Below are 19,561 nucleotides of genomic sequence, written 5' to 3' on the forward strand. Positions count from 1 at the left end.
AAATGGTTTATCTATTGAATACGGCTATCGATATAGTCAACCATTAATTGGAAGACTTCATTGATGCCAATATTAGAACTATCAATGATATATGCGTCGTCTGCTGGCTTTAATGGCGCAACAGCACGTTCCATATCTCGTTTATCTCTAGCCTGTATATTAGATAAAATGTCGTTTATTTTAGCATCAAGACCCATACCCTGCAACTGTTTTACCCGACGTTCGGCACGGGACTCAGCAGATGCTGTTAGATAGATTTTAGCTTGCGCTTCAGGAAATATTGATGTCGCCATGTCACGACCATCGGCCACTAAACCCGGTGCTTGGATAAAAGCACGTTGACGTTCAAATAATGCTTTTCTCAACTCTGGTACAGTCGCAACCTTTGATGCGTATTCACCAACTTGTTCTGTTCTGATTATATTGGTCACATCTACACCATCTAAATAGATAAGTGTTACAGAGGCTGATGATTTAAACTCAATGTCGAGATGAGTTGCACATTCAATACATTGCTCCAATTCTGAATCAATTTGATCTAATAATCCGCGTTGAAACAATGACAGTCCAAGTAAACGATATAACGCACCAGAATCTAACAAATTGAAACCGTAATGCGCTGCTATTTTTGCTGCCAATGTTCCTTTACCTGAACCGCTTGGACCATCTATCGTAATAATATGAACTGTCATTCCCATCTCTTATGAAGCAACCGACTTCGCTAACTTTGAAAAACCTAGTGTAATCGCTGCTTTGAGTTGTGCAAGAATTAATTTACTTACAAGCGGTGCTTTTGCTGTAAATTCAATCTTATAAGTTACTAAAGTGATATAAGGCGTAATCTCTCTAAAATCAATTTGTCCCAAATGGTGCTTAACTAAAGGATTATTAATTAGCTTATATTCGATACGCTTATTCTCTTCCAACAAAGTTATTTCTTCTTGAAGTGGCTTAATCGGCCCAAATCCCATACGTCGAATAGACCCCACTCCATCTGGGCGCTGCGGATCAGTAGAGTCCTTAACTCGTACAACTTGCAAAGGTGCAAATGCCTTATTGTATGTTGCATGTTTTGACAACAGATCAAAAACTTCGGAGATCGGTGCATTGAATTCTTTTTTTATGGTGATCGCATTACGCATAGTTTCGCCTTTTTGATTAAACCAAAATCATAGGAGCGGCTAGTCTGCCATAACTCATCGCAGATTTTTAATCATTTGAGGACGTTTTAGATAAACGGATCTGTTTCTTTTGATTACGCCTTTGTTTAAAGAAATCACTGAGTTGAGCGGAACATTTTGCTTGCATACACCCATGTTCAAAGACAAATTTGTGATTGTAATAACCACTATCAAGTAACTGACGAGCACTCACCAGCGAACCTGCTTTAGGTTCAGGCGTTGCAAATACAACACGTTGAATACGCGCATGAATCAAAGCACCTACACACATAGTACAAGGTTCAAGCGTTACATAAAGCGTTGCATCTTCGGGCAAACGATAGTTTTGAATGCTCTGACAAGCCATGCGCAGTGCTTGAATTTCAGCATGTGCACTTGGGTCTGAAAGCAAGATTGGCGCGTTGTAACCTGCCCCAATAATTTTCGATTGACTCACAATAACAGCGCCAACAGGTATTTCACCTTGTTCTGCAGCTAATGCAGCTTGCTCGTAAGCAAACTGCATCCAATATTCGTCATCAAAAGTATCTGGATTACTCATCGCCTTATGCAATGATACCGTATTGTCTTAACAATACATTCCAACTATCAATCGTAGTTATAGGTGGACAATCCGACAAAATATCTTTTAATGTAATTTTTTCAGTTGCTTTCCATTCAGGCGATAGATCTTTATCCACTAAACGCGCACGCACACCTTCAACAAAATCTGGATGGCGAATTTTCCAATCAGAAATTTGGGCCTCTAATGCAAATACTTCATCCCAAGCATGTCCTTGTTTGCCCCACTGCCAAAGTAACCAAGTAATAGCCGCCGTGCTTGGAGAACCTTTTTGCAAATTCTCACTCGCCTGACGCAACCAATCACTGCTCGCTTCACTCAATCCAATAATGGCCTGATAATCAAACTCAAAGTTTTGGCCACGACAAACGCTGTGTATAACATCAATAGAGTTTTGCAATGGACCTGCCGCAACTGGACGATGCAGACTATTTAACGTGTCATCAATGGCACGAAAAGCACCCGCAGGATAGTGGTTCCAATCGACATTTAAAACTTTCTGCAAGACATTATCTCGCTGAGCTTCACAAATATGAGTTGCCCAACCAATACTAAATGCACCTGCAGCTGTCATAATCGACCCTGTCAGTCCCGTGAATAAACCAATTTGACCACGATCTGCCAAGAAACGACTTCCACCCACATCTGGGTATAATCCAATATTGATTTCTGGCATCGCAAGGCGAGAATAAGGTGTAACTAAGCGAAATGGCGCAGCCATAAATAAACCGAGTCCACCACCCATCACATAACCCTCACCCCAAACCACGATTGGTTTAGCATAGTTATGTAACAGTAAATCCAAGGCATACTCTTGTTCAAAGAAACGATTTGCGGCATCAACCTCATTGTTAATGACAAGCTGACGGAGCTTACGTACATCGCCGCCTGCACAAAATGCTTTAGGCGTTGTTGAATCTAGCCAAATTGCTTTAACACTTTCATCTTCATGAAAATGCTCAAAAACCTTAAGTAGAGCACTAACAATAGATTCATCTAATGCATGCAATGATTTTGGGCGGTTTAAACGAATTACTCGCCAACCATTCTTTTCTTGCTCAATAACCAAATCAGGATGATAGCTATTCAAATCGGGAGAAGTCATTATGCGTCCAATTGCCAGTCTATAGGCTCAATGCCATGTTGTTTCAAATAATGATTACTTTTAGAAAATACTTTGCAGCCAAAAAACCACCACGGTTTGCTGCTAATGGTGATGGATGAGCTGCACTCAAAACAAGATGCCTATTACGATCAATACGTTGCCCTTTGCGTTGTGCATAAGCCCCCCACAAAATGAAAACAACATGTTCTCGTTGTTCGTTTAACACATCAATCACTGCATCGGTAAATTCTTCCCAACCTTGCTTTTGATGTGATGTGGGCTGACCAGCCTCAACAGTAAGTACACTGTTTAAAAGCAAAACACCTTGCTCTGCCCATTTACTCAAATCACCATGACGAGAAATGGGTATTGCCAAATCAGTAGATAATTCATGAAAAATATTACGCAAAGATGGTGGTAATGCAACCCCTCTCTGCACCGAAAAGCTTAAACCATTTGCTTGATTTGGACCGTGATAAGGATCCTGACCCAAAATTACAACTTTAACCGAATTTAAAGGTGTTGTATTCAATGCATTAAAAATCTGCTTACTCGGCGGATAAATTATTTTTTCAGCATTTTTTTGCTGCTGCAAAAACTCACGCAAACTATCCATTTTCTGACTAAGAAGAAAGTCAGATAAAGAAATTTTCCACGACTCATCCAACTGAACTTTACTTAACTTGTCCTGCTGTTGTTCAGTAAATTGCATCAACATTCCTTGAAATTACTCCACTCTCACGAATGAAATGTACAGATTAAATATTAACTTGTAATTCTACATTTGGGTTTTGAAATTTTAACCCTTGTTTCAAGTTTTTATACAGATTTGGATCACTCCATTCAGCTTGAACTTGCTCGGAAAAAATAATTTGCTCCAAGCTCAATGCACCCATTTGCTCATTATCAATATCTTCTTGAAAACTTTGTGCATAACCCGTATCTGTTTCGTGAACAATGACCGAGTAAACTTCAACATCACCCTCACCGTTTTGAGTAATTGTTGAATTCAACACTTGTTGAGCGAGATAGAAGAAAATACGAGAAAACTGCTCTGCTGAAGGCGAAACAGGCAATGCGATCCATCGTGCACTAAACGTTTTACATGCATCAATATAAGCTGGATCATCTTTTTGCCAATAGCAAATTGCATGATCAAAGCTATCAAACAGCTCTTTAATCACGCCTTTCAACAAGCCAAAATCATAAACCATTTGCCCATGATCCAGCTTCGATGCTTTTAGCAGCAACTCAACTTTATAGCTATGACCATGAATAGAACGCTTACAGCGATCTGATGTACAGTTCCGTACAATATGAGCGTTTTCAAACTTAAATAATTTACGAATTAACATGCACCAAGCGAATCTTTTCTGCAAACGAAGTTTATTATAAAACAAAAAAACAAGCATTGGGATCGAATTTAAAATTTGTGACTATTCAATTATTCAATCCATGGCCCGTACGAAAAGGTGCTAAACTTCGAGCGTAAACCGTAACCTGCTTATCTTTCCTATATATAGCACTGGTAAATTGACGTTTTCGCTCACTCAAAACAACCTCAATCAACGCTGTAAAGTAATCTGATTTAGTATCCAACCACGCCGCTGCATCCGTTTTATTCTGTTCTTCTATCCCAGAAAATGCATTTATTTTCCATAAATCATTAAGACTAGAAAAATACGTTAAATTTGCCTGTTTTGCTTTTAATTCTTGATCAACCGTATTTACGTCAACTCTAGGATCAATACTCGCAAGCAACAATGCTGGTGCTGTATTGATATTCACTTTTGTTGGTTCAGGTAAGGCAGAAATATAGTTTTTGATTAAGTCATAATTCTTTCCTTCAAAGCCGCGGACTAATTTTAACTCTTCAATACTATGAAATTTGGTATTTGGTGTTAAATAAGCTGGCTCTAAACCTTGATAATAATTACTTTCAGCCCCCATAGCACCTGTTGGCTCATCATCACTATCCTGCCAGTCAATTACCGCTTGACTTAATTCTGCTGGCAATCCAACGCGTTGCAGCAATCTCTCAAACCATCGGCGAGCAGAATCATCAACACTACCGTCACTTTTAAGTAAATTATTGAGATTAAACTTTCCAGACTCATCAACTAAACGACCCGAAACATATCCATCCTCTACAGGGAATGCAGGCATTGGTTTCGCCCAACTTTCTTGTAAATGATCAATATTTTTGCCACTTTCATTATCCTGAATCAATAACTCAGCAAAAAATGCCTCTGCACTTTTCGCATAGAGCAAAGATTGGTTCTGTCGCATTAAATAGCCTGTATTTTCAGCACTATTACTTTGGCGTTTTGCAATTGTTGCGGCGAGAATTGTTGCTAAAGCAACCATAACAAGGATAGTCAATAAAGCAACGCCATGTTGTGATCTTATATTTCTCATATCATTGACTATCCTGACTACGATCGATCAGACGATAGATCCACTCATAATCTGTACCAGCAACAGTCAATTGAATTTTCAATCCTAATGGTAACTTTCTTAATTCAGCCGTGTTTTCTGGATCTACATTATTTTCAGGCCACTGCATTAACTCTTGTGGATTGAAAACAGATACTTTAAAGCGCTCAACATTATCCAACAATACACTTGACATCGGCTGCACACGATTTGGAATATTTAGATTTGTGTATTTCAATCGATATAGTCTTTTTTGAGACTCATCAAAACGATATTCGATGCGCTCGTATGGCGACAGCCCTTGCTTGAGCGGATCAGAAACACCAGCTTTACTGAACATAAAAACCTGATCATTAAGTACCAATGCAGCTTGCAATTGCCTTCCATCATTTGCTGTTAAAGGGATGATCTGCAAACTATCTCGCAAGATCTGCTGATAAGCGTCTTGTAATGCAAACAAACTCACTTCATGTTCAGCATTTCGATCTTTCACTTTTAACAAATAATCAAATACTTTCCAACCTAACATAGAAAGAACTGCAAAAATTGCAATTGCAACCAGCAACTCAACCAACGTAAATCCTGAGGAGCGATTAAGTCGAGCACTGCTCGACCGCTCCGCAAGACGAAAAGCTAGGCTTTGAGTGCGAGGATTAACAAAGTGAAACTTTGAGATTTGCATATTATTGTTTTTATTATTCATATGATTTAACTTTCAGTCTGATGATTGAAAAACACTAGATGACCAACACCCGCTTCAACTTTGTCTTGATCAACGTTAAATAAACTCACTTGTAATTCGATCCGCTGAACTTTGGGGCTAATCGTTGCTTGTGCTTTTTTATCAATTTGCCATGTTTCACCTTGTGAAGTGATTTGTTTGGATTGGGTTCCATCCAACCACTCTTTGTTAATCTCCATCATTGCAACCTCATTCATTGCAACAAATTGAGCCTTAGTACGTAAAATTGCATTTGAGGTTGCTTGCGTATATTGCATGGCTATTTTTGTTAGCGCGATTGCAGCCACTGCAAAAATTGCCAAAGCCACCATCACTTCAAGTAAGGTAAATCCTGAGCGAGGATTAGAGAAACATCGTTTCTCCTGAGCGCAAGACGGAGAGCTATGCTCGATGTGGACACGATTAAATCGAGCAACGCTCGGCCCTGCTGCAAGATCGAAAGCTATGCTTGAGATGCGAGGTTTCTGTTCTTTCACAAGACAAGAAGCATTTTCTGGAAGACCTGATAAAGACTTAATTTTCATTAACCTTCCCCAAGTGATCCAATTCTAATTCATGTCCAATCGGCTGTTGAGCATAGTAAAATTGGATTCGAACAGGTCTCACTTCACCATTTCCAAACCAAATTAACTGTGGTGCTTGGCCACCCAATAAATCATCATTCTGCGCACGAGGGTAATTTTCATTATTTAAACTTTGCACACTAAATGAGACATTATTTGGTAATTGACGAGGTTTAAATTCTGTATATGGTTGCCATATACGATCTGCTTGTCGCACTCTCTCAAAGCTCTGATCATGATATTCAAACAAACTATAACTTAAGGGAGCGACATCTGTAGCATTTTGTATATTCAGAGCAAATACCTTGGCTTGATCTGTTGACTCTTTATTGATTTTCTTTAAATCAAGAATAAACATTTCTCTTGCTTGCATTGCTCGACGTTGGTCAACTCCACCAATATTCAGTACAACCAATGATGTCATAATCGTCATAATAACGATGACAACCATAATCTCAATCAACGTAAATCCTGAGGAGCGATTAAGTCGAGCACTGCTCGGCCGCTCCGCAATACAAGAAGCTTTAGCACTTTTTTTCGACTAAAAGATTGATAGCTCATCGTTGCTGATCAACTTATGCACTGTATTCAGGAAGTTTCGGCATCGCTAATGCCTGTTCGATATAAGCAACTCGCAATGTATCTCTTGATCCAAGATAACGTTGATAGAAACTCGAATTTAGTATCACGGCAGCTCCATAAGTTAAAGACCAAATAGAAGCAAGATAGTCACGTGTGGTCATTGTGCTATTTATATCAGCTAAATAACTTTCCGTCATACGAATAATAATCCGCAAACGCTGACGTCGAATTTTATAAAGCTCGCTAAATAACAGTTGAATACCTTGAGCCGTTGTCGATAGGCGCTCTTCAATTTGATGAAATAAAGCGGTACGTTCAGGGTGATGTAAATGATGTAACATGAAAAAAGCTAAATGCTCAGGAAATCCCTTCTCCGTATCTTGAATCATCTCAAGCAACATTCTTTCGTTGCGAATAATCAGCAACATATATAATTCATCTTTACTTTGAAAGTGCTTATATAAAGTACCTTTTGCTAGATCCAATTCTGCCGCTAAGGCATCAAGGGTCATGCCCGCTTCACCATTTTCTAATAGGAGTTGCTCAGCGATTTGAAAAATTAATACTTCTCTTGCCCTAAATTGAGCTTGACGATCCATTTTCACGTGATAACTCTCTTTCCTAATACAACATAAACCGTTTATTTAAATTTCAAAAGATTTTCAAAATTTTGAGTCGTAATCAGACCCATTTCTTCAACTGATTTATGATATACATCTGCCAGAGCTTTGGCTACATAAGGAACGTATTTAGGTTCGTTGGTTTTACCACGATAAGGTACAGGAGCCAAATAAGGACTGTCTGTTTCGATAAGCACTCGATCAATCGGTACTTGCTTTGCAACGTCACGAAGATCTTGAGCATTTTTAAAAGAAATAATGCCTGAGAAAGAAATATAGTATCCACAATCTAGAACAGCTTTTGCAGTTTCCCAATCTTCAGTAAAACAATGCAAAATCCCATGGGTTGATTGTTCCGCACGAATAATATCGACGGTATCATATTTGGCCGAACGTGTATGGACAACTACAGGTTTTTTTACTATTTTTGATGCTTGAATATGGCGTGCAAAACACCGCTTTTGCTCTGCGATGAAATCTTGGCTGTGATAGTAATCTAAGCCCGTTTCACCCAATGCCCAAACCTTATCAGACTGCGCCAATTCAACTAAATAATCCGTTGTAGCGCGCGCCATGATATGTTCATCCTCACAAGGATGTACACCTACTGTATATCCAACATCATCATGACGAGCAGCTATTTCAGCCAATTTCACATGATCATCAAGATCAACTGAAATTCCCATAAACTTTGAAACACCAGCAAGTCGAGCTTGTGCTAAGGCTTGATCTAAATCTCCATCATAAGGACTGAGATCCAACATGGTTAAATGACAATGTGTATCAACGAACACGCTTTCTTCCTACTCTTTATTTACATCGTATAACTTGGTCGTTCTAAAGCTTTTGAGCCTGCCAATATTCTTTCTGCTTCGTTCTTGTAATACACGCCTTTTTCTCCAACCAACTGGATCGCAAAGCCTTGTGGCTTAAAATGTGTTTGCTTATGTGAAATCCAAATCACTTTACCTGTAAGCGGAATCTTCTGCGCCTGCTCTGGTAAGGTTGCTAAAATAAATACTTCTTGTCCCATAGAAACTGCTTGTTTAGTCGGAACAAATAGTCCACCGCCCACCACAAAAGGCATATAACTTGATTGTAAAGTCGCTTTATCTGGAATATTGACCTGTATAATCCCACCCATCATTTGCTGCTGCATAACATTCCCCTGTTAAATCGCTAAATCACCAAAGTTTATGATCTTGATAACGCCTAGACATATAGAAAACACTATATATTTTTGTCGTCGTTTCTTTGGTTTACCGTCAAATTTAAAAATCTAAAGTTAATTTATCAATTGATTATAGAAAACAATATTCAAAACAACAAACTCTGTTTCAACGAAATGACAAGAAAAACTAAAAGATGATCCATTTATAGATAGCTTTAGTGCAAATAAGCTAAAATTTTCATAGATCAGAAAATAAAAAAACCATTCTTCTATTTTCAAAAAGAATGGTTTTTATGAGATGGATTTAAATTTACTTTTGTGTGCATTTATAATCAAAGTTGAGTTTGATCACAGCCTGATTCGTATGTCGTGTTACAACAGCGACTTGTTTTGCGCCAGCTTCAATCTGTAGTTTTCCACTGAACTGATATGCACCCTCGTTTTGTTTAGGATGGTTATATGAATAGCTATAAACACACTCATAAGATTGTGCCCCAAGATTCGAAGCATTGATCAAAATCGAAGAACCATCAATATTTGATTCAAACTTCGGCTCTGCCATAGCAATTACAGGCAGAGTGTAAAGTGATAACAGAACAGCAAATAGTCTTATTTTCATCACTATATTCCTTATTTTTTAATATTATTGTGAAGTAACTCACATTTTATATATTTTTAATTAGGATGACAGAACAAGAAACAATTTAAATACAATCTTTACATAAAACGCCTAAAGCAATTTAAAGCAGGATGGTTTTAAAACTAAATATTAATAAGTTGCATAAAAAGCTCATCCATAACTAATTGCGTTTGTACGTTCTGCGCAACCATCAACTTTTTTTGCTGTAAATCACTATAGATACTGAACAAAGCATCAAGCTCATAATGTTTTTCTAATTCTTGAAAATCTAAATCAATATTTCTTAAAGGTTGTTTCAACTTAAAAGCAATCAAATCCCCTAATAAATATTCAAACATAGTCATGAATTCTGAAAAATTTAACTCTTTAGACCACTTATTAACATAATTTAAAGGCATATTTTTTTCAGCAACCAATTTCAGCCAATCAGCGACAAAAAAAGATCTTTTTTGTAGCCAATCACTTTTTTCAATTTCAATTGCTGTCAACGGCATATCATTCGCCAGATTAAGTAGCAATGAAATCTGATTTGGCATAACTTGTGGTATTTGTTGTTGTATATATTTCTCAGCTTCTTGTTGACTCAATCGATCCAAAGCGAAATGCTGTAACCGACTACGAATTGTTGCTGGCAATTTCAAATAATGATCAGCAAGCAGAATCAAAACAACTTTTTCACCTGGTTCTTCTAAAGTCTTTAGTAATGCATTTGCAGAAGCAATATTTAGTGCTTCTGCTGGTTCAATCACAACAACACGCCAGCCCTCACCCGTTTGTTGAACAAATGGCAATAAATCACGTATTTTTTCTATTTTAATCTTTGCATTTTGCTTTTTATTATCTTCATCCGTTGTGATATGTACATAGTTTGGATGAGTATCAGATTTTAACCATTGGCAACTCGAACACTCACCGCAAGCAGCTTGAGCTTGTTTATTCAAACATAATATCCAAGCAACGAAACGCGCTGTGAACTCATTTTTGGCACACCCTTTTTTGCCATAAAACAATAAGCCATGTCCAACTTCAGGAAACCTAGAACTGAGTAACTCCCATGTTTGCTGATGCCATGGATAGATCATCGTTGCTTGCGTATCTTCAATCATATTACTCAAACGCGCTTATTGGCATTGCATTAAGTCGATCCAAATCTACTTGTGTATCAACACCTGGTGGAAGATTAGCTTGAGCTACAGCAATCGCAATGCGATGACCATTCTCTAAAACACGCAACTGTTCTAAGCTCTCCAGAACTTCCAATTTACCTTGTGGCCATGTTACATACTCTTGTAATAATTTAACTCGATATGCATACAGACCTAGATGGCGATAGGCTTGACTATGTAGCTTAACCTCATCTTGTTTAGCACCATCACGATCATAAGGAATCGTTGCTCGGCTAAAATAAAGCGCTTCATTTCGATTCGACATCACAACTTTAACAATACTATCGCGCTGGAACTCATCTAAATGAATAATCGGCTCACACAAAGTTGACATTGAACATTGAGGATTATCCACAAGCAATTGTGCCACTTGTTTAACAAGTAGCGCCGGAAGTAAAGGTTCATCGCCTTGAACATTCACAATAATATCGTCTTCCGCCCATCCTTTGATACGTGCAACCTCACTTAAACGATCTGTACCAGATGGATGATCAGCGCTCGTCAAAACCACATCCACGTCTTCAGCACGACATACCTCAGCAATACGAGGATCGTCAGTTGCTACACATAGATCATCAAAACCACCGACCTTTCTAGCCTGATCGACTACTCGTAGAATCATTGGACGACCATGAATCAACAAAAGTGGTTTCGCAGGTAAACGTGAGCTGGCAAAACGCGCAGGTATAACAATATGTTTCATGGTCTTTCTCTAAGAAAACTGAATACCAACTTGTTGCAATTGTTGCTTTAACAAGTCGTAGCAATCTGATGATAGAACAGCTTTAACGGGTACAACCCAAATAGCTGTATTAAACTCTGGATGCTGTTCCAATAGTTGTTTAAATTTTACCGCATCTTTTTCAGTGGTAATAATGGCATCTTCTGAATCAAACATTAAATCTATAATTTCGTAATCATGATGATCAGGAAACTCATGCGCTTGAAATTGATGAACACCCAAACCTTTCAACGTTTGATAAAAGCGCTGTGGAAAACCAATCCCCACAACCGCATTAAAATATTGATTTGGATCAAACCAATCCGCCTGGAGATCCGAGTTTAGTAAATATGGGTCACCAAGACCTAAATGCATATTTAGCTTAGAATCAGCATTTTTAGTATGTTGAATCACAGTACTGTTTTGCAATCTCGATTTGGGTTCGCGCAAATAGCCCTCTGGCAATAATTTTTCATTACCTAAACCACGATTTTGATCTAAAACGATCCATTCAATTTGACGTGCTAAAGCCCAATGCTGCAAACCATCATCACTGATAACCAAATCCAACTGAGCTGTTTTTAATAGCAACTCAATAGAAGCTTGACGATTAGGGCCAACAGCCATAGGTACCTGAGTTGATTGAACAATCAAACAAGGTTCATCACCCACTTTTGAAGGTGTAGCGTGTTGTTCAACAATTGCTGGAAAAGGTCCCTGACCACCATACCCTCGACTAATCACACCAACTCGTACACCATGTCGCTGTAAATACTTTACCAACTCAATCAAGAGTGGTGTTTTACCACTACCACCCACGGTAATATTACCAATCACCATCACTGGTATAGGGGCCTTGTATACTTTCTTCAAACCTAAAGTATACAAAGCTTGATTTAAGCAAAAGCCGAATCGATAGAGCCATGACAATGGACGCAAAACAATTAACCATGAGGCTTGTTGGTTCCAAGCATCTTGTATGCGTTGCGCCATCGACATACTTATTCTTCCTCAAAGTTACGTTGATGAAGTTGATAGTACATCCCGTGTTTTGCTAACAACTCAGCATGAGTTCCTTGCTCTATGATTTGTCCTTTGTCCATGACAACGATCAAATCAGCATTCTCAACAGTTGAAAGTCGGTGTGCGATTACAATTGTTGTTCTACCTTGCATCGCCTCATCAAACGCACGCTGAATAAAATATTCAGACTCATTATCCAAAGCACTGGTCGCTTCATCTAAAATTAAAATTGGTGAGTCCTTTAGTATCGCACGTGCAATCGCGATACGTTGACGCTGGCCACCTGAAAGGCTTAAACCTTGCGCCCCTAGAACCGTGTCATAACCTTGCGGTAATGCCATAATAAATTCATGTGCATAAGCTGCTTTCGCGGCAGCAATCACCTGTTCATCACTCGCATTTTGTAATTGACCGTAAGCAATATTATCGCGTACCGAACGGTTAAACAGTACTACCTGTTGATTAACCATTGCGATTTGAGATCGTAGTGATAAAAGCTCTATTTGATCAATTGCTATATTATCCAAATAGATTTCACCACTACTCAACTCTTGGAATCGCGGCAGCATATTCACTAACGACGTTTTACCTGCGCCCGAACGACCCACTAATGCAATCGTTTGCCCTGCTTTTATATCCAATGAGAAATCTTTAATCGCATGAGTACCATCAGAGTACTGAAGATTAGCGCGTTCAAAGCGAATACTGCCTTTGAGTGCAGGTTTTAATTGCCCCTTATTTTCTTCTTCTGGTAAATCTAGTAACTCGAAAACTGAATGTGCAGCTGCTAAACCACGTTGTAATTTCTCATTGATATCAGTCAAGTTTTTGATTGGCTTTGAAATCAAACCTGCTGCCGTAATATAAGCAACAAATTCACCTGCAGATGTGTCACCTAACACCTGTGGGCGTAATGCTAACCAAAGAATGACTGCCATCGCACAGGATAAAATCAACTGTACCACCGGGCTATTAATATTCTGAACAATTACCATTTTCAAACCGCGACGTAAATTTTCTTCAGACGATTTATAAAAACGTTGTTGTTCAAAAGCTTCACCAGTGAAACTTTTCACTACAGAATTACCATTAATAGTTTCTTGAACCACATGGTTAACATCACCCATGGTGTTTTGTACTTGAACTGAGAGCTTGCGCATACGTTTTGCTGCAACTCTCACCAAAACCCCAATCACAGGCATAAATACAATGATACAAAGCGTTAATCGCCAATTGGTATAGAAGAGATAGCTTAACAATCCAATAACGATTAAGCCATCTTTAACCAAGGTTTGTAGTGAATCTGATGAAGCTGCGGTTAACTGCTGAACGTTATACATCAATTTTGAACTGATGTGGCCAGATGTATTATCAAGGTAATATTGAGAAGGCAATCTAAGCAATTTTGCATACACTTCTTGACGGATACTAAACACGAGCCGACGGGAAATCACAGCTGTGAAGTACCCCCCCAGAAACAGGCCAATACCACGAAAGAACATGAGCAGTACGATTAAGGCTGGAAACCAATTTAAATTTTCTCTACTACCCTCTTGAATGGCATCAATAATAAATTTAAGTAATTTAGCAACAGAAACTTCTGTAGCCGCATTAATACTAAAGCCAATCAACACCAATAAGGCAACGCCCCAATAAGATTTTAAATAAGCTAAAAGACGTAAATAGATCTTAAAATCTTGATTCACTCAGTAAAACCTCTTGTTGGAACTTTAGTGCTAATGTTGACATTGACTAAACCGAGCTGACCAGCCACATCCATCACACGAATAACATCTTGATGTGCAGCATTGGCATCAGCAGCAATCACGAACATAAAATCACGACGATCTTGTGCAATCTGTTTGATCGCTGTGCTTAGATCAGTAACTTCCTTACTTGCCATCGCTTGACCGTTCACAGAATAATGCCCTTTTGAGTCTACCATTATTTCAATTTTGTGATCGAATTGTTTCGGTGGTACACCCTGAGCATCAGGCAACGTCAAGTTTATGCGACTTTGCTGACTAAAGGTGGTAGAAAGTAGTAGAAACACCAAAATAAACAACATACAGTCGATCATAGGTGTCAAATTTATATGAATATCATCAACTTGAGCGCGTTTAAATTTCATCATCACACCTACGTTCAACTGGCGCGACGATGTTCTTGAACATGTGGGGTCTTTTTATGGAAAAGCGCCGCATGAAACAATGTTGACTGCTGTTCTAACTCAGCCACGTACTCATGAACGACTCGCTGAAAATAACGGTAAGCAATCATTGCTGGAATTGCAATCAACATCCCGACAGCTGTAGTAATCAAAGCCGTAGAAATTCCTGGCATCATCATACTTGCATTACCAGCCGACCCAACATCAACCACCAAGAACGCCTCAATAATCCCAAGAACAGTACCCAGCAGTCCAAGTAGTGGCGCAATTGCACCTAAGGTACCTAAAAAATTTATGTTTTTTTCAAGATGGGTTATTTCTTCTGAAGCAGTAGCTTCCATTTGAGCACGAGCAAACTGCTCCCCCTGATCCTGATGATCATATCCAGCCTTTAGAATTCGTCCCAAAGCACTATGATTTATTTCAGGCTGTTCAAGAGTCGAGATAACATTCTCTACATCGGCACCTTTAACCAACAATGCTTGCGGTAAAACTTGTGAGCGTTTAAGACGAATATAACGCTCGATAATAATTGCAACCGTAAAAATTGATGAGAGAATAAGCGGCAGCATCAACCAGCCGCCTGCTTTCACAAGTTCCCACATATCATTCCCCAATAATATTTAAAAAATTATAAAAGGATGGTTTCTCAATGTTATAAGTTCAGTTAGGTAAACAAATATTTAAAATCCCATCCAACTCATCCAATGAGTGATAATGAATGACCATTTTCCCTTTACCTTTTTGATTATGATCAATTTTCACATTTGCACCAAAACGCTCTGACAGCTTTTGGGTCAATTGTTCAATATCTGGAGAAACTTGTACTTTCTCCTTTTCAGGCTTTGGTTCATTCCACTCACGTACTAACTGTTCAGTTTGACGTACCGATAAACTCTTTTCAATAACGATCTTTGCCACGTCCATTTGATCTTTTGCTTTTAAGCTCAAAATCGCACGTGCATGCCCCATATCGATTTGACCTTGCTGCATGAAATCTTTAATTGGATCAGCCAAACTTAATAGACGTAACAAATTACTTACTGTTGTTCGAGCTTTACCAACTGTCTCTGCAATTTCTTGATGACTCAATCCAAATTCATCGTGAAAACGTTGTAATGCAAGTGCCTGATCAATCGGATTTAAATCTTGGCGTTGAATATTCTCAATTAATGCTAATGCAATCGCTACCTGATCATTGAGTTCACGAACAATTGCAGGAATTTCAGTTAGTCCCGCTAATTGTGCAGCACGCCAACGACGTTCACCCGCAATAATTTCATATGGAAACTGTTCATCATCTACAGGACGAATAACGATGGGTTGCATCACGCCATGCTTTTCAATTGATGATGCAAGCTCTTGTAAATCTTGTTCTTGAATAAAACGACGAGGCTGATATTCACCACGTTTTAATAAGTTCACATCAATTTGCTTGAGTTGACCATGATCCAAGGCTTGTGCTTCAAGTTGCAATTTCTCTTTCTGAATTGAACCTAATAGCGCATCTAAACCACGACCTTTAGCCAATCCGCGTTTTTTGATGCTCATACAGCACTTCCTTTTTTGACTTTACTTTTCTTCAACATTTCCGCGGCCAAATTCAAATAGGCAACCGCACCTTTTGAGCTCTTCTCAAAATAAATGACAGGCAAACCATGTGCAGGTGCTTCAGCCAATCGAATATTCCGGGGGATAACAGTTTCGTATAACTTCTTGCCAAAATATTGGTCTAATTCAGCAGATACATCACGTGTCAACGCATTACGAGCATCATACATGGTACGTAATACACCAACAATTTCCAAGTTTGGATTCAATGCTTTTTGTATACGATCAATTGTTTGGGTTAAGTCAGCCAATCCTTCCAAAGCATAATATTCACATTGCATTGGAATGATCACACCATTTACGGCAGCCAAAGCATTCACAGTGATCAGACTTAAACTCGGAGCACAATCCACAATAATATAGTCAAATGATGCATCAATTTCTTGCAGCGCGTTTTTTAGAATAAACTCACGACCATCCTGTTCGGCAATAGTAAGCTCAACACCAGCAAGTTCACGGTTTGCTCCCAAGACTTTGTAACCAACTTCAGCTTTTTGTATTGCAGTCTCGATTGGTACCTCACCTAAAAGCACGTCTGCCACTGTATAAAGTAAATCATTTTTTTGAATGCCAGACCCCATCGTCGCATTCCCTTGGGAGTCCATATCGACTAACAAGACACGTTTTTTCAAGATCGCCAAAGAAGCAGCAAGATTTACCGCTGTCGTGGTTTTCCCTACACCACCTTTTTGGTTTGCAATTGCTATAATCTGAGCCATAACTACCCTTAATATTTTTTATTGAATACGTTGAAGTAACAGTAAATGACGTTGCTCATCTAATCTTGGCACACGAAGTTCAATGATTTTACAAGAATACTCATCCTTCATCTGCTCCACCTCATCCTCAGGAATGAGACCTTTCATCGCTGCAATAATGCTTTGATCATGCATATAAGGCTGTGCAGCATTCACAAAATCTGTCAGAGATGCAAAGGCACGGCTTGTAATGACATCGAAATGACCGAGCTCAGATATACTATCTTCGCTTTCTACTCGTGTTTGCACTGCAATTACATTTTTGAGCTTTAAATCTGCAATAAATTGCTTCAAAAACCGAATTTTTTTCCCATTTGAATCTAGCAGTACACAGTCACGTTCTGGTTGACATAATGCAATGATCATGCCCGGCATGCCACCACCTGTGCCAACATCAAGTAAACGCCCAGCAGGTAAATCATTTAAGATACTTAAACTATCTAATAAATGTTTAACCAACATTTCTTTGGGTTCACGAATGGCTGTTAAATTATATGCCTTATTCCACAACACCAAAGCATCTTGATATTTCAACAAAAGTGTTAAGGCTTCTTCGCTTAGACTTAAACCTAAGGCTTGACTTCCTTGCTTTAATTCTTGAAAAAAAGGATGCATAACAGTGCGACATCTCGATAAATTTGCTGTGCAGTATACCTATTTCTGTCACAAGACACAGTAGGACTTGTTGAACGATTATGCAGTTAAACATGAACAAACACGATAAACTGCACAAACTATTAAGTTTTTTAATAGGGTTTGCTATTAACGCTAAGCAAACGCACCTTGTTGTATCTGTTGATCTAACTGCTGCAAACGCTCAGGAGTACCGACATCCACCCAAATTCCTTGCATTTTTTCAGCTGAAACCTGCTGTTCTAACATCGCTTCTTTCAATAATGGAGCCAATGGACGCTTACCACTCTCTAAGCCGATAAACATCTGAGGTGCCAACACCGCAACGCCACTATATGTTAGCGCTTCACCACATTGCTCTTGATCAAAAGTATAGGCCATATTGTTTGACAGAATAAAATCACCCTTTAAATGCTGTGGTGGATTATCAACCAAAACCAAATGTGCCTGTTTAGTCCCTAATTTAACATCCAGCAATGATGCGAAGTCCATTGTTGTCCAAACGTCACCATTTACAAGAATGAATGGTTGATCACCAAGCAAAGGTAAAGCATTAATAATACCACCTGCTGTCTCTAAACCTTCCCCCTCGTGCGACCACAAAATATTTACGCCGAATTGAGTTCCATCACCTAAAGCAGCTACAAGCTTTTCACCCAGCCAAGCGGTATTGATTACAATCTCTTTTACACCGACTTTCTGCAATTTTTCAATATGCCAAACAATGAGCGGTTTCCCTCCCACTTCAAGCAAGGGCTTTGGTGTATGTAATGTAAGTGGTCGCATACGATTACCTAGACCAGCCGCCAGAATCATCGCTTTCATTAAGCAGCAACCTCATATTCGCCATATTTCAATATGAACTTTGGCATAACCGTTTCACGTATAAAATGCATAAAGTCATTTAACTCATCATAACCTTGACTTTCTTCAAGCAAATACCACATTACCCGTGGTAAATCCTTTAGATAGCCCGATTTACCATCACGCTCATATAAACGCACAAAGATGCCCAATATTTTTAAATGACGTTGAATCGCCATCAAATCAGCATCACGCTTGAATTGTTCAAAACTACGATTTACTTTCGCTGCGTCTGGCAACAACTCATAAAATACATTAAACCATTCGTGTACGCGCGCCGCATTCCATTGAACATAGGCATCACGTGTAATTGAAATTAGATCATAAGTATCTGCACCAATTACAGCATCTTGAAAATCAATGACACCCAGCTCTTGTTCATTATCAATTTTCATCAAATTACGACTATGAAAATCACGATGAACAATCACTTGCGGCTGACTTAAAGCTTCAATTGCAAGAAAATCGAATGCTTGTTCTATGGTTTCAAGCTGTTGCTCTGTTGGTTGAATTTTTAACGAAGGTAACATCCAATCGGTTAACAACCGCATTTCTGTCATTAATTTTTCATAAGAATAAACTGGCAACAACTCATGACCATTAATCTTTTGCAATTCGATTAGTTGTTTAAAACTCTGCGCATAATATTGATCCACTGTTGCATCATTGAGCAACGTCGATAGAACTACATCACCAAAATCCTCTAACAATAAAAAGCCATTTTCCAAATCTTTGGCAATAATATGCGGCACGCGCACACCATGCTGATCAAAAAACTCATCAATTGTCACGAATGGCGTACAATCTTCTTTTTCAGGAGGTGCATCCATAAGCATATATGTTTTGTTTTGTAAATTTATTCGCGCATAGCGACGAAAGCTTGCATCCCCTGCCAAAAAGCTGATCTCAAATTGATCAGATTGTAGAGTGGCTTGCAACCAAGTTTGTATCAATTGTTCACGTTGTGTATTCATTTGCAATAAAATCTAAAACTAGCTGAGATTTTGAGAGCT

General features: G+C 38.7%; 24 protein-coding genes and 1 pseudogene. All 25 read right to left on the minus strand.

All coding sequences use genetic code 11. The features are described from left to right. Nucleotides 1-11: 11 nt before the first annotated feature. The 25 genes and pseudogenes from cmk to HMPREF0023_RS04160 all read right to left on the minus strand — a co-directional run bounded on the left by cmk (nucleotide 12) and on the right by HMPREF0023_RS04160 (nucleotide 19,522). On the minus strand, nucleotides 12-692 hold the full coding sequence (cmk, locus tag HMPREF0023_RS04040; RefSeq protein WP_005080473.1) for a (d)CMP kinase: 681 nt from the start codon (nucleotides 690-692) through the stop codon (nucleotides 12-14). A gap of 9 nt (nucleotides 693-701) precedes the next feature. Further along, complete coding sequence (locus tag HMPREF0023_RS04045; protein WP_004639295.1) at nucleotides 702-1,142, minus strand: SRPBCC family protein; 441 nt, start codon at nucleotides 1,140-1,142, stop codon at nucleotides 702-704. A gap of 67 nt (nucleotides 1,143-1,209) precedes the next feature. Next, nucleotides 1,210-1,722 (minus strand): tRNA adenosine(34) deaminase TadA, encoded by a 513-nt coding sequence (tadA, locus tag HMPREF0023_RS04050; RefSeq protein ID WP_005080470.1) that lies wholly within the window; start codon nucleotides 1,720-1,722, stop codon nucleotides 1,210-1,212. Nucleotides 1,723-1,726: 4 nt separating this feature from the next. Further along, nucleotides 1,727-2,851, minus strand: coding sequence for an enoyl-CoA hydratase/isomerase family protein (locus tag HMPREF0023_RS04055; protein WP_171055793.1), 1,125 nt, complete (start codon nucleotides 2,849-2,851; stop codon nucleotides 1,727-1,729). Continuing rightward, nucleotides 2,848-3,560, minus strand: a pseudogene (ung, locus tag HMPREF0023_RS04060) (uracil-DNA glycosylase). Before ung ends, HMPREF0023_RS04055 begins: the two are co-directional and overlap by 4 nt. Before the next feature lie 46 nt (nucleotides 3,561-3,606). Beyond that, nucleotides 3,607-4,203: a 6-pyruvoyl trahydropterin synthase family protein gene (locus tag HMPREF0023_RS04065; RefSeq protein WP_017394547.1), complete on the minus strand. Its 597-nt coding sequence runs from the start codon at nucleotides 4,201-4,203 to the stop codon at nucleotides 3,607-3,609. 85 nt (nucleotides 4,204-4,288) lie between these two features. Further along, on the minus strand, nucleotides 4,289-5,266 hold the full coding sequence (gspK, locus tag HMPREF0023_RS04070; protein ID WP_004639300.1) for a type II secretion system minor pseudopilin GspK: 978 nt from the start codon (nucleotides 5,264-5,266) through the stop codon (nucleotides 4,289-4,291). 1 nt (nucleotide 5,267) lies between these two features. After that, a complete protein-coding gene (gene gspJ / locus HMPREF0023_RS04075) occupies nucleotides 5,268-5,987 on the minus strand; it encodes a type II secretion system minor pseudopilin GspJ (protein WP_005080462.1) in 720 nt (239 codons plus the stop codon). 5 nt (nucleotides 5,988-5,992) lie between these two features. Next, entirely contained in the window at nucleotides 5,993-6,418 is a 426-nt protein-coding gene (gene gspI / locus HMPREF0023_RS16150; RefSeq protein ID WP_223804340.1) for a type II secretion system minor pseudopilin GspI, read from the minus strand. 121 nt (nucleotides 6,419-6,539) lie between these two features. Next, the gene (locus tag HMPREF0023_RS04085) at nucleotides 6,540-7,040 is read right to left on the minus strand and encodes a hypothetical protein (RefSeq protein WP_008941264.1); all 501 of its coding nucleotides are present in this window, start codon (nucleotides 7,038-7,040) and stop codon (nucleotides 6,540-6,542) included. 124 nt (nucleotides 7,041-7,164) lie between these two features. Then, the gene (locus HMPREF0023_RS04090) at nucleotides 7,165-7,770 is read right to left on the minus strand and encodes a TetR/AcrR family transcriptional regulator (protein WP_017394545.1); all 606 of its coding nucleotides are present in this window, start codon (nucleotides 7,768-7,770) and stop codon (nucleotides 7,165-7,167) included. A 41-nt stretch (nucleotides 7,771-7,811) separates the two neighbouring features. After that, on the minus strand, nucleotides 7,812-8,585 hold the full coding sequence (locus HMPREF0023_RS04095) for a TatD family hydrolase (RefSeq protein ID WP_005080456.1): 774 nt from the start codon (nucleotides 8,583-8,585) through the stop codon (nucleotides 7,812-7,814). Between the two features lie 20 nt (nucleotides 8,586-8,605). Further along, nucleotides 8,606-8,950: a PilZ domain-containing protein gene (locus HMPREF0023_RS04100; protein ID WP_004639306.1), complete on the minus strand. Its 345-nt coding sequence runs from the start codon at nucleotides 8,948-8,950 to the stop codon at nucleotides 8,606-8,608. 322 nt (nucleotides 8,951-9,272) lie between these two features. After that, nucleotides 9,273-9,581: a hypothetical protein gene (locus tag HMPREF0023_RS04105; protein WP_004639308.1), complete on the minus strand. Its 309-nt coding sequence runs from the start codon at nucleotides 9,579-9,581 to the stop codon at nucleotides 9,273-9,275. A gap of 143 nt (nucleotides 9,582-9,724) precedes the next feature. Continuing rightward, nucleotides 9,725-10,708 (minus strand): hypothetical protein, encoded by a 984-nt coding sequence (locus tag HMPREF0023_RS04110; RefSeq protein ID WP_008941265.1) that lies wholly within the window; start codon nucleotides 10,706-10,708, stop codon nucleotides 9,725-9,727. A gap of 1 nt (nucleotide 10,709) precedes the next feature. Then, nucleotides 10,710-11,471 carry a 3-deoxy-manno-octulosonate cytidylyltransferase gene (gene kdsB, locus HMPREF0023_RS04115; protein WP_005080453.1) on the minus strand — a complete coding sequence of 254 codons (762 nt, stop codon included), beginning with the start codon at nucleotides 11,469-11,471 and terminating at the stop codon, nucleotides 10,710-10,712. 9 nt (nucleotides 11,472-11,480) lie between these two features. Then, nucleotides 11,481-12,488 (minus strand): tetraacyldisaccharide 4'-kinase, encoded by a 1,008-nt coding sequence (gene lpxK / locus HMPREF0023_RS04120; protein ID WP_004639311.1) that lies wholly within the window; start codon nucleotides 12,486-12,488, stop codon nucleotides 11,481-11,483. Between the two features lie 2 nt (nucleotides 12,489-12,490). Continuing rightward, complete coding sequence (gene msbA / locus HMPREF0023_RS04125; protein ID WP_004639312.1) at nucleotides 12,491-14,218, minus strand: lipid A export permease/ATP-binding protein MsbA; 1,728 nt, start codon at nucleotides 14,216-14,218, stop codon at nucleotides 12,491-12,493. Continuing rightward, nucleotides 14,215-14,643, minus strand: a complete 429-nt coding sequence (locus HMPREF0023_RS04130) for an ExbD/TolR family protein (protein ID WP_017396091.1) — start codon at nucleotides 14,641-14,643, stop codon at nucleotides 14,215-14,217. Before HMPREF0023_RS04130 ends, msbA begins: the two co-directional genes overlap by 4 nt. A gap of 14 nt (nucleotides 14,644-14,657) precedes the next feature. After that, entirely contained in the window at nucleotides 14,658-15,287 is a 630-nt protein-coding gene (locus tag HMPREF0023_RS04135; RefSeq protein ID WP_005090353.1) for a MotA/TolQ/ExbB proton channel family protein, read from the minus strand. A gap of 58 nt (nucleotides 15,288-15,345) precedes the next feature. Further along, nucleotides 15,346-16,233, minus strand: a complete 888-nt coding sequence (locus tag HMPREF0023_RS04140) for a ParB/RepB/Spo0J family partition protein (RefSeq protein ID WP_004639315.1) — start codon at nucleotides 16,231-16,233, stop codon at nucleotides 15,346-15,348. Next, nucleotides 16,230-17,012, minus strand: a complete 783-nt coding sequence (locus HMPREF0023_RS04145) for a ParA family protein (RefSeq protein ID WP_004639316.1) — start codon at nucleotides 17,010-17,012, stop codon at nucleotides 16,230-16,232. The genes HMPREF0023_RS04140 and HMPREF0023_RS04145 overlap by 4 nt, the downstream gene beginning before the upstream one ends. Before the next feature lie 18 nt (nucleotides 17,013-17,030). Beyond that, on the minus strand, nucleotides 17,031-17,666 hold the full coding sequence (gene rsmG / locus HMPREF0023_RS04150; protein ID WP_004639317.1) for a 16S rRNA (guanine(527)-N(7))-methyltransferase RsmG: 636 nt from the start codon (nucleotides 17,664-17,666) through the stop codon (nucleotides 17,031-17,033). 153 nt (nucleotides 17,667-17,819) lie between these two features. After that, nucleotides 17,820-18,509, minus strand: a complete 690-nt coding sequence (murU, locus tag HMPREF0023_RS04155; RefSeq protein WP_005090351.1) for an N-acetylmuramate alpha-1-phosphate uridylyltransferase MurU — start codon at nucleotides 18,507-18,509, stop codon at nucleotides 17,820-17,822. After that, nucleotides 18,509-19,522 (minus strand): aminoglycoside phosphotransferase family protein, encoded by a 1,014-nt coding sequence (locus tag HMPREF0023_RS04160; protein ID WP_005090347.1) that lies wholly within the window; start codon nucleotides 19,520-19,522, stop codon nucleotides 18,509-18,511. Before HMPREF0023_RS04160 ends, murU begins: the two co-directional genes overlap by 1 nt. Nucleotides 19,523-19,561 lie beyond the last annotated feature (39 nt).

Origin of the sequence: Acinetobacter sp. ATCC 27244 (genome assembly GCF_000156555.1) — a bacterium.
Taxonomy (GTDB): Bacteria; Pseudomonadota; Gammaproteobacteria; order Pseudomonadales; family Moraxellaceae; genus Acinetobacter; species Acinetobacter haemolyticus.

Bases quoted from the DNA above. Each gene is read 5' to 3' on its own strand.
- cmk (WP_005080473.1), bottom strand. From the start codon at position 692: ATGACAGTTCATATTATTACGATAGATGGTCCAAGCGGTTCAGGTAAA.
- HMPREF0023_RS04045 (WP_004639295.1), bottom strand. From the start codon at position 1,142: ATGCGTAATGCGATCACCATAAAAAAAGAATTCAATGCACCGATCTCC.
- tadA (WP_005080470.1), bottom strand. From the start codon at position 1,722: ATGAGTAATCCAGATACTTTTGATGACGAATATTGGATGCAGTTTGCT.
- HMPREF0023_RS04065 (WP_017394547.1), bottom strand. From the start codon at position 4,203: ATGTTAATTCGTAAATTATTTAAGTTTGAAAACGCTCATATTGTACGG.
- gspK (WP_004639300.1), bottom strand. From the start codon at position 5,266: ATGAGAAATATAAGATCACAACATGGCGTTGCTTTATTGACTATCCTT.
- gspJ (WP_005080462.1), bottom strand. From the start codon at position 5,987: ATGAATAATAAAAACAATAATATGCAAATCTCAAAGTTTCACTTTGTT.
- HMPREF0023_RS04085 (WP_008941264.1), bottom strand. From the start codon at position 7,040: ATGGTTGTCATCGTTATTATGACGATTATGACATCATTGGTTGTACTG.
- HMPREF0023_RS04090 (WP_017394545.1), bottom strand. From the start codon at position 7,770: ATGGATCGTCAAGCTCAATTTAGGGCAAGAGAAGTATTAATTTTTCAA.
- HMPREF0023_RS04100 (WP_004639306.1), bottom strand. From the start codon at position 8,950: ATGCAGCAGCAAATGATGGGTGGGATTATACAGGTCAATATTCCAGAT.
- HMPREF0023_RS04105 (WP_004639308.1), bottom strand. From the start codon at position 9,581: ATGAAAATAAGACTATTTGCTGTTCTGTTATCACTTTACACTCTGCCT.
- HMPREF0023_RS04110 (WP_008941265.1), bottom strand. From the start codon at position 10,708: ATGATTGAAGATACGCAAGCAACGATGATCTATCCATGGCATCAGCAA.
- kdsB (WP_005080453.1), bottom strand. From the start codon at position 11,471: ATGAAACATATTGTTATACCTGCGCGTTTTGCCAGCTCACGTTTACCT.
- lpxK (WP_004639311.1), bottom strand. From the start codon at position 12,488: ATGTCGATGGCGCAACGCATACAAGATGCTTGGAACCAACAAGCCTCA.
- HMPREF0023_RS04130 (WP_017396091.1), bottom strand. From the start codon at position 14,643: ATGAAATTTAAACGCGCTCAAGTTGATGATATTCATATAAATTTGACA.
- HMPREF0023_RS04135 (WP_005090353.1), bottom strand. From the start codon at position 15,287: ATGTGGGAACTTGTGAAAGCAGGCGGCTGGTTGATGCTGCCGCTTATT.
- HMPREF0023_RS04140 (WP_004639315.1), bottom strand. From the start codon at position 16,233: ATGAGCATCAAAAAACGCGGATTGGCTAAAGGTCGTGGTTTAGATGCG.
- HMPREF0023_RS04145 (WP_004639316.1), bottom strand. From the start codon at position 17,012: ATGGCTCAGATTATAGCAATTGCAAACCAAAAAGGTGGTGTAGGGAAA.
- rsmG (WP_004639317.1), bottom strand. From the start codon at position 17,666: ATGCATCCTTTTTTTCAAGAATTAAAGCAAGGAAGTCAAGCCTTAGGT.
- murU (WP_005090351.1), bottom strand. From the start codon at position 18,509: ATGAAAGCGATGATTCTGGCGGCTGGTCTAGGTAATCGTATGCGACCA.
- HMPREF0023_RS04160 (WP_005090347.1), bottom strand. From the start codon at position 19,522: ATGAATACACAACGTGAACAATTGATACAAACTTGGTTGCAAGCCACT.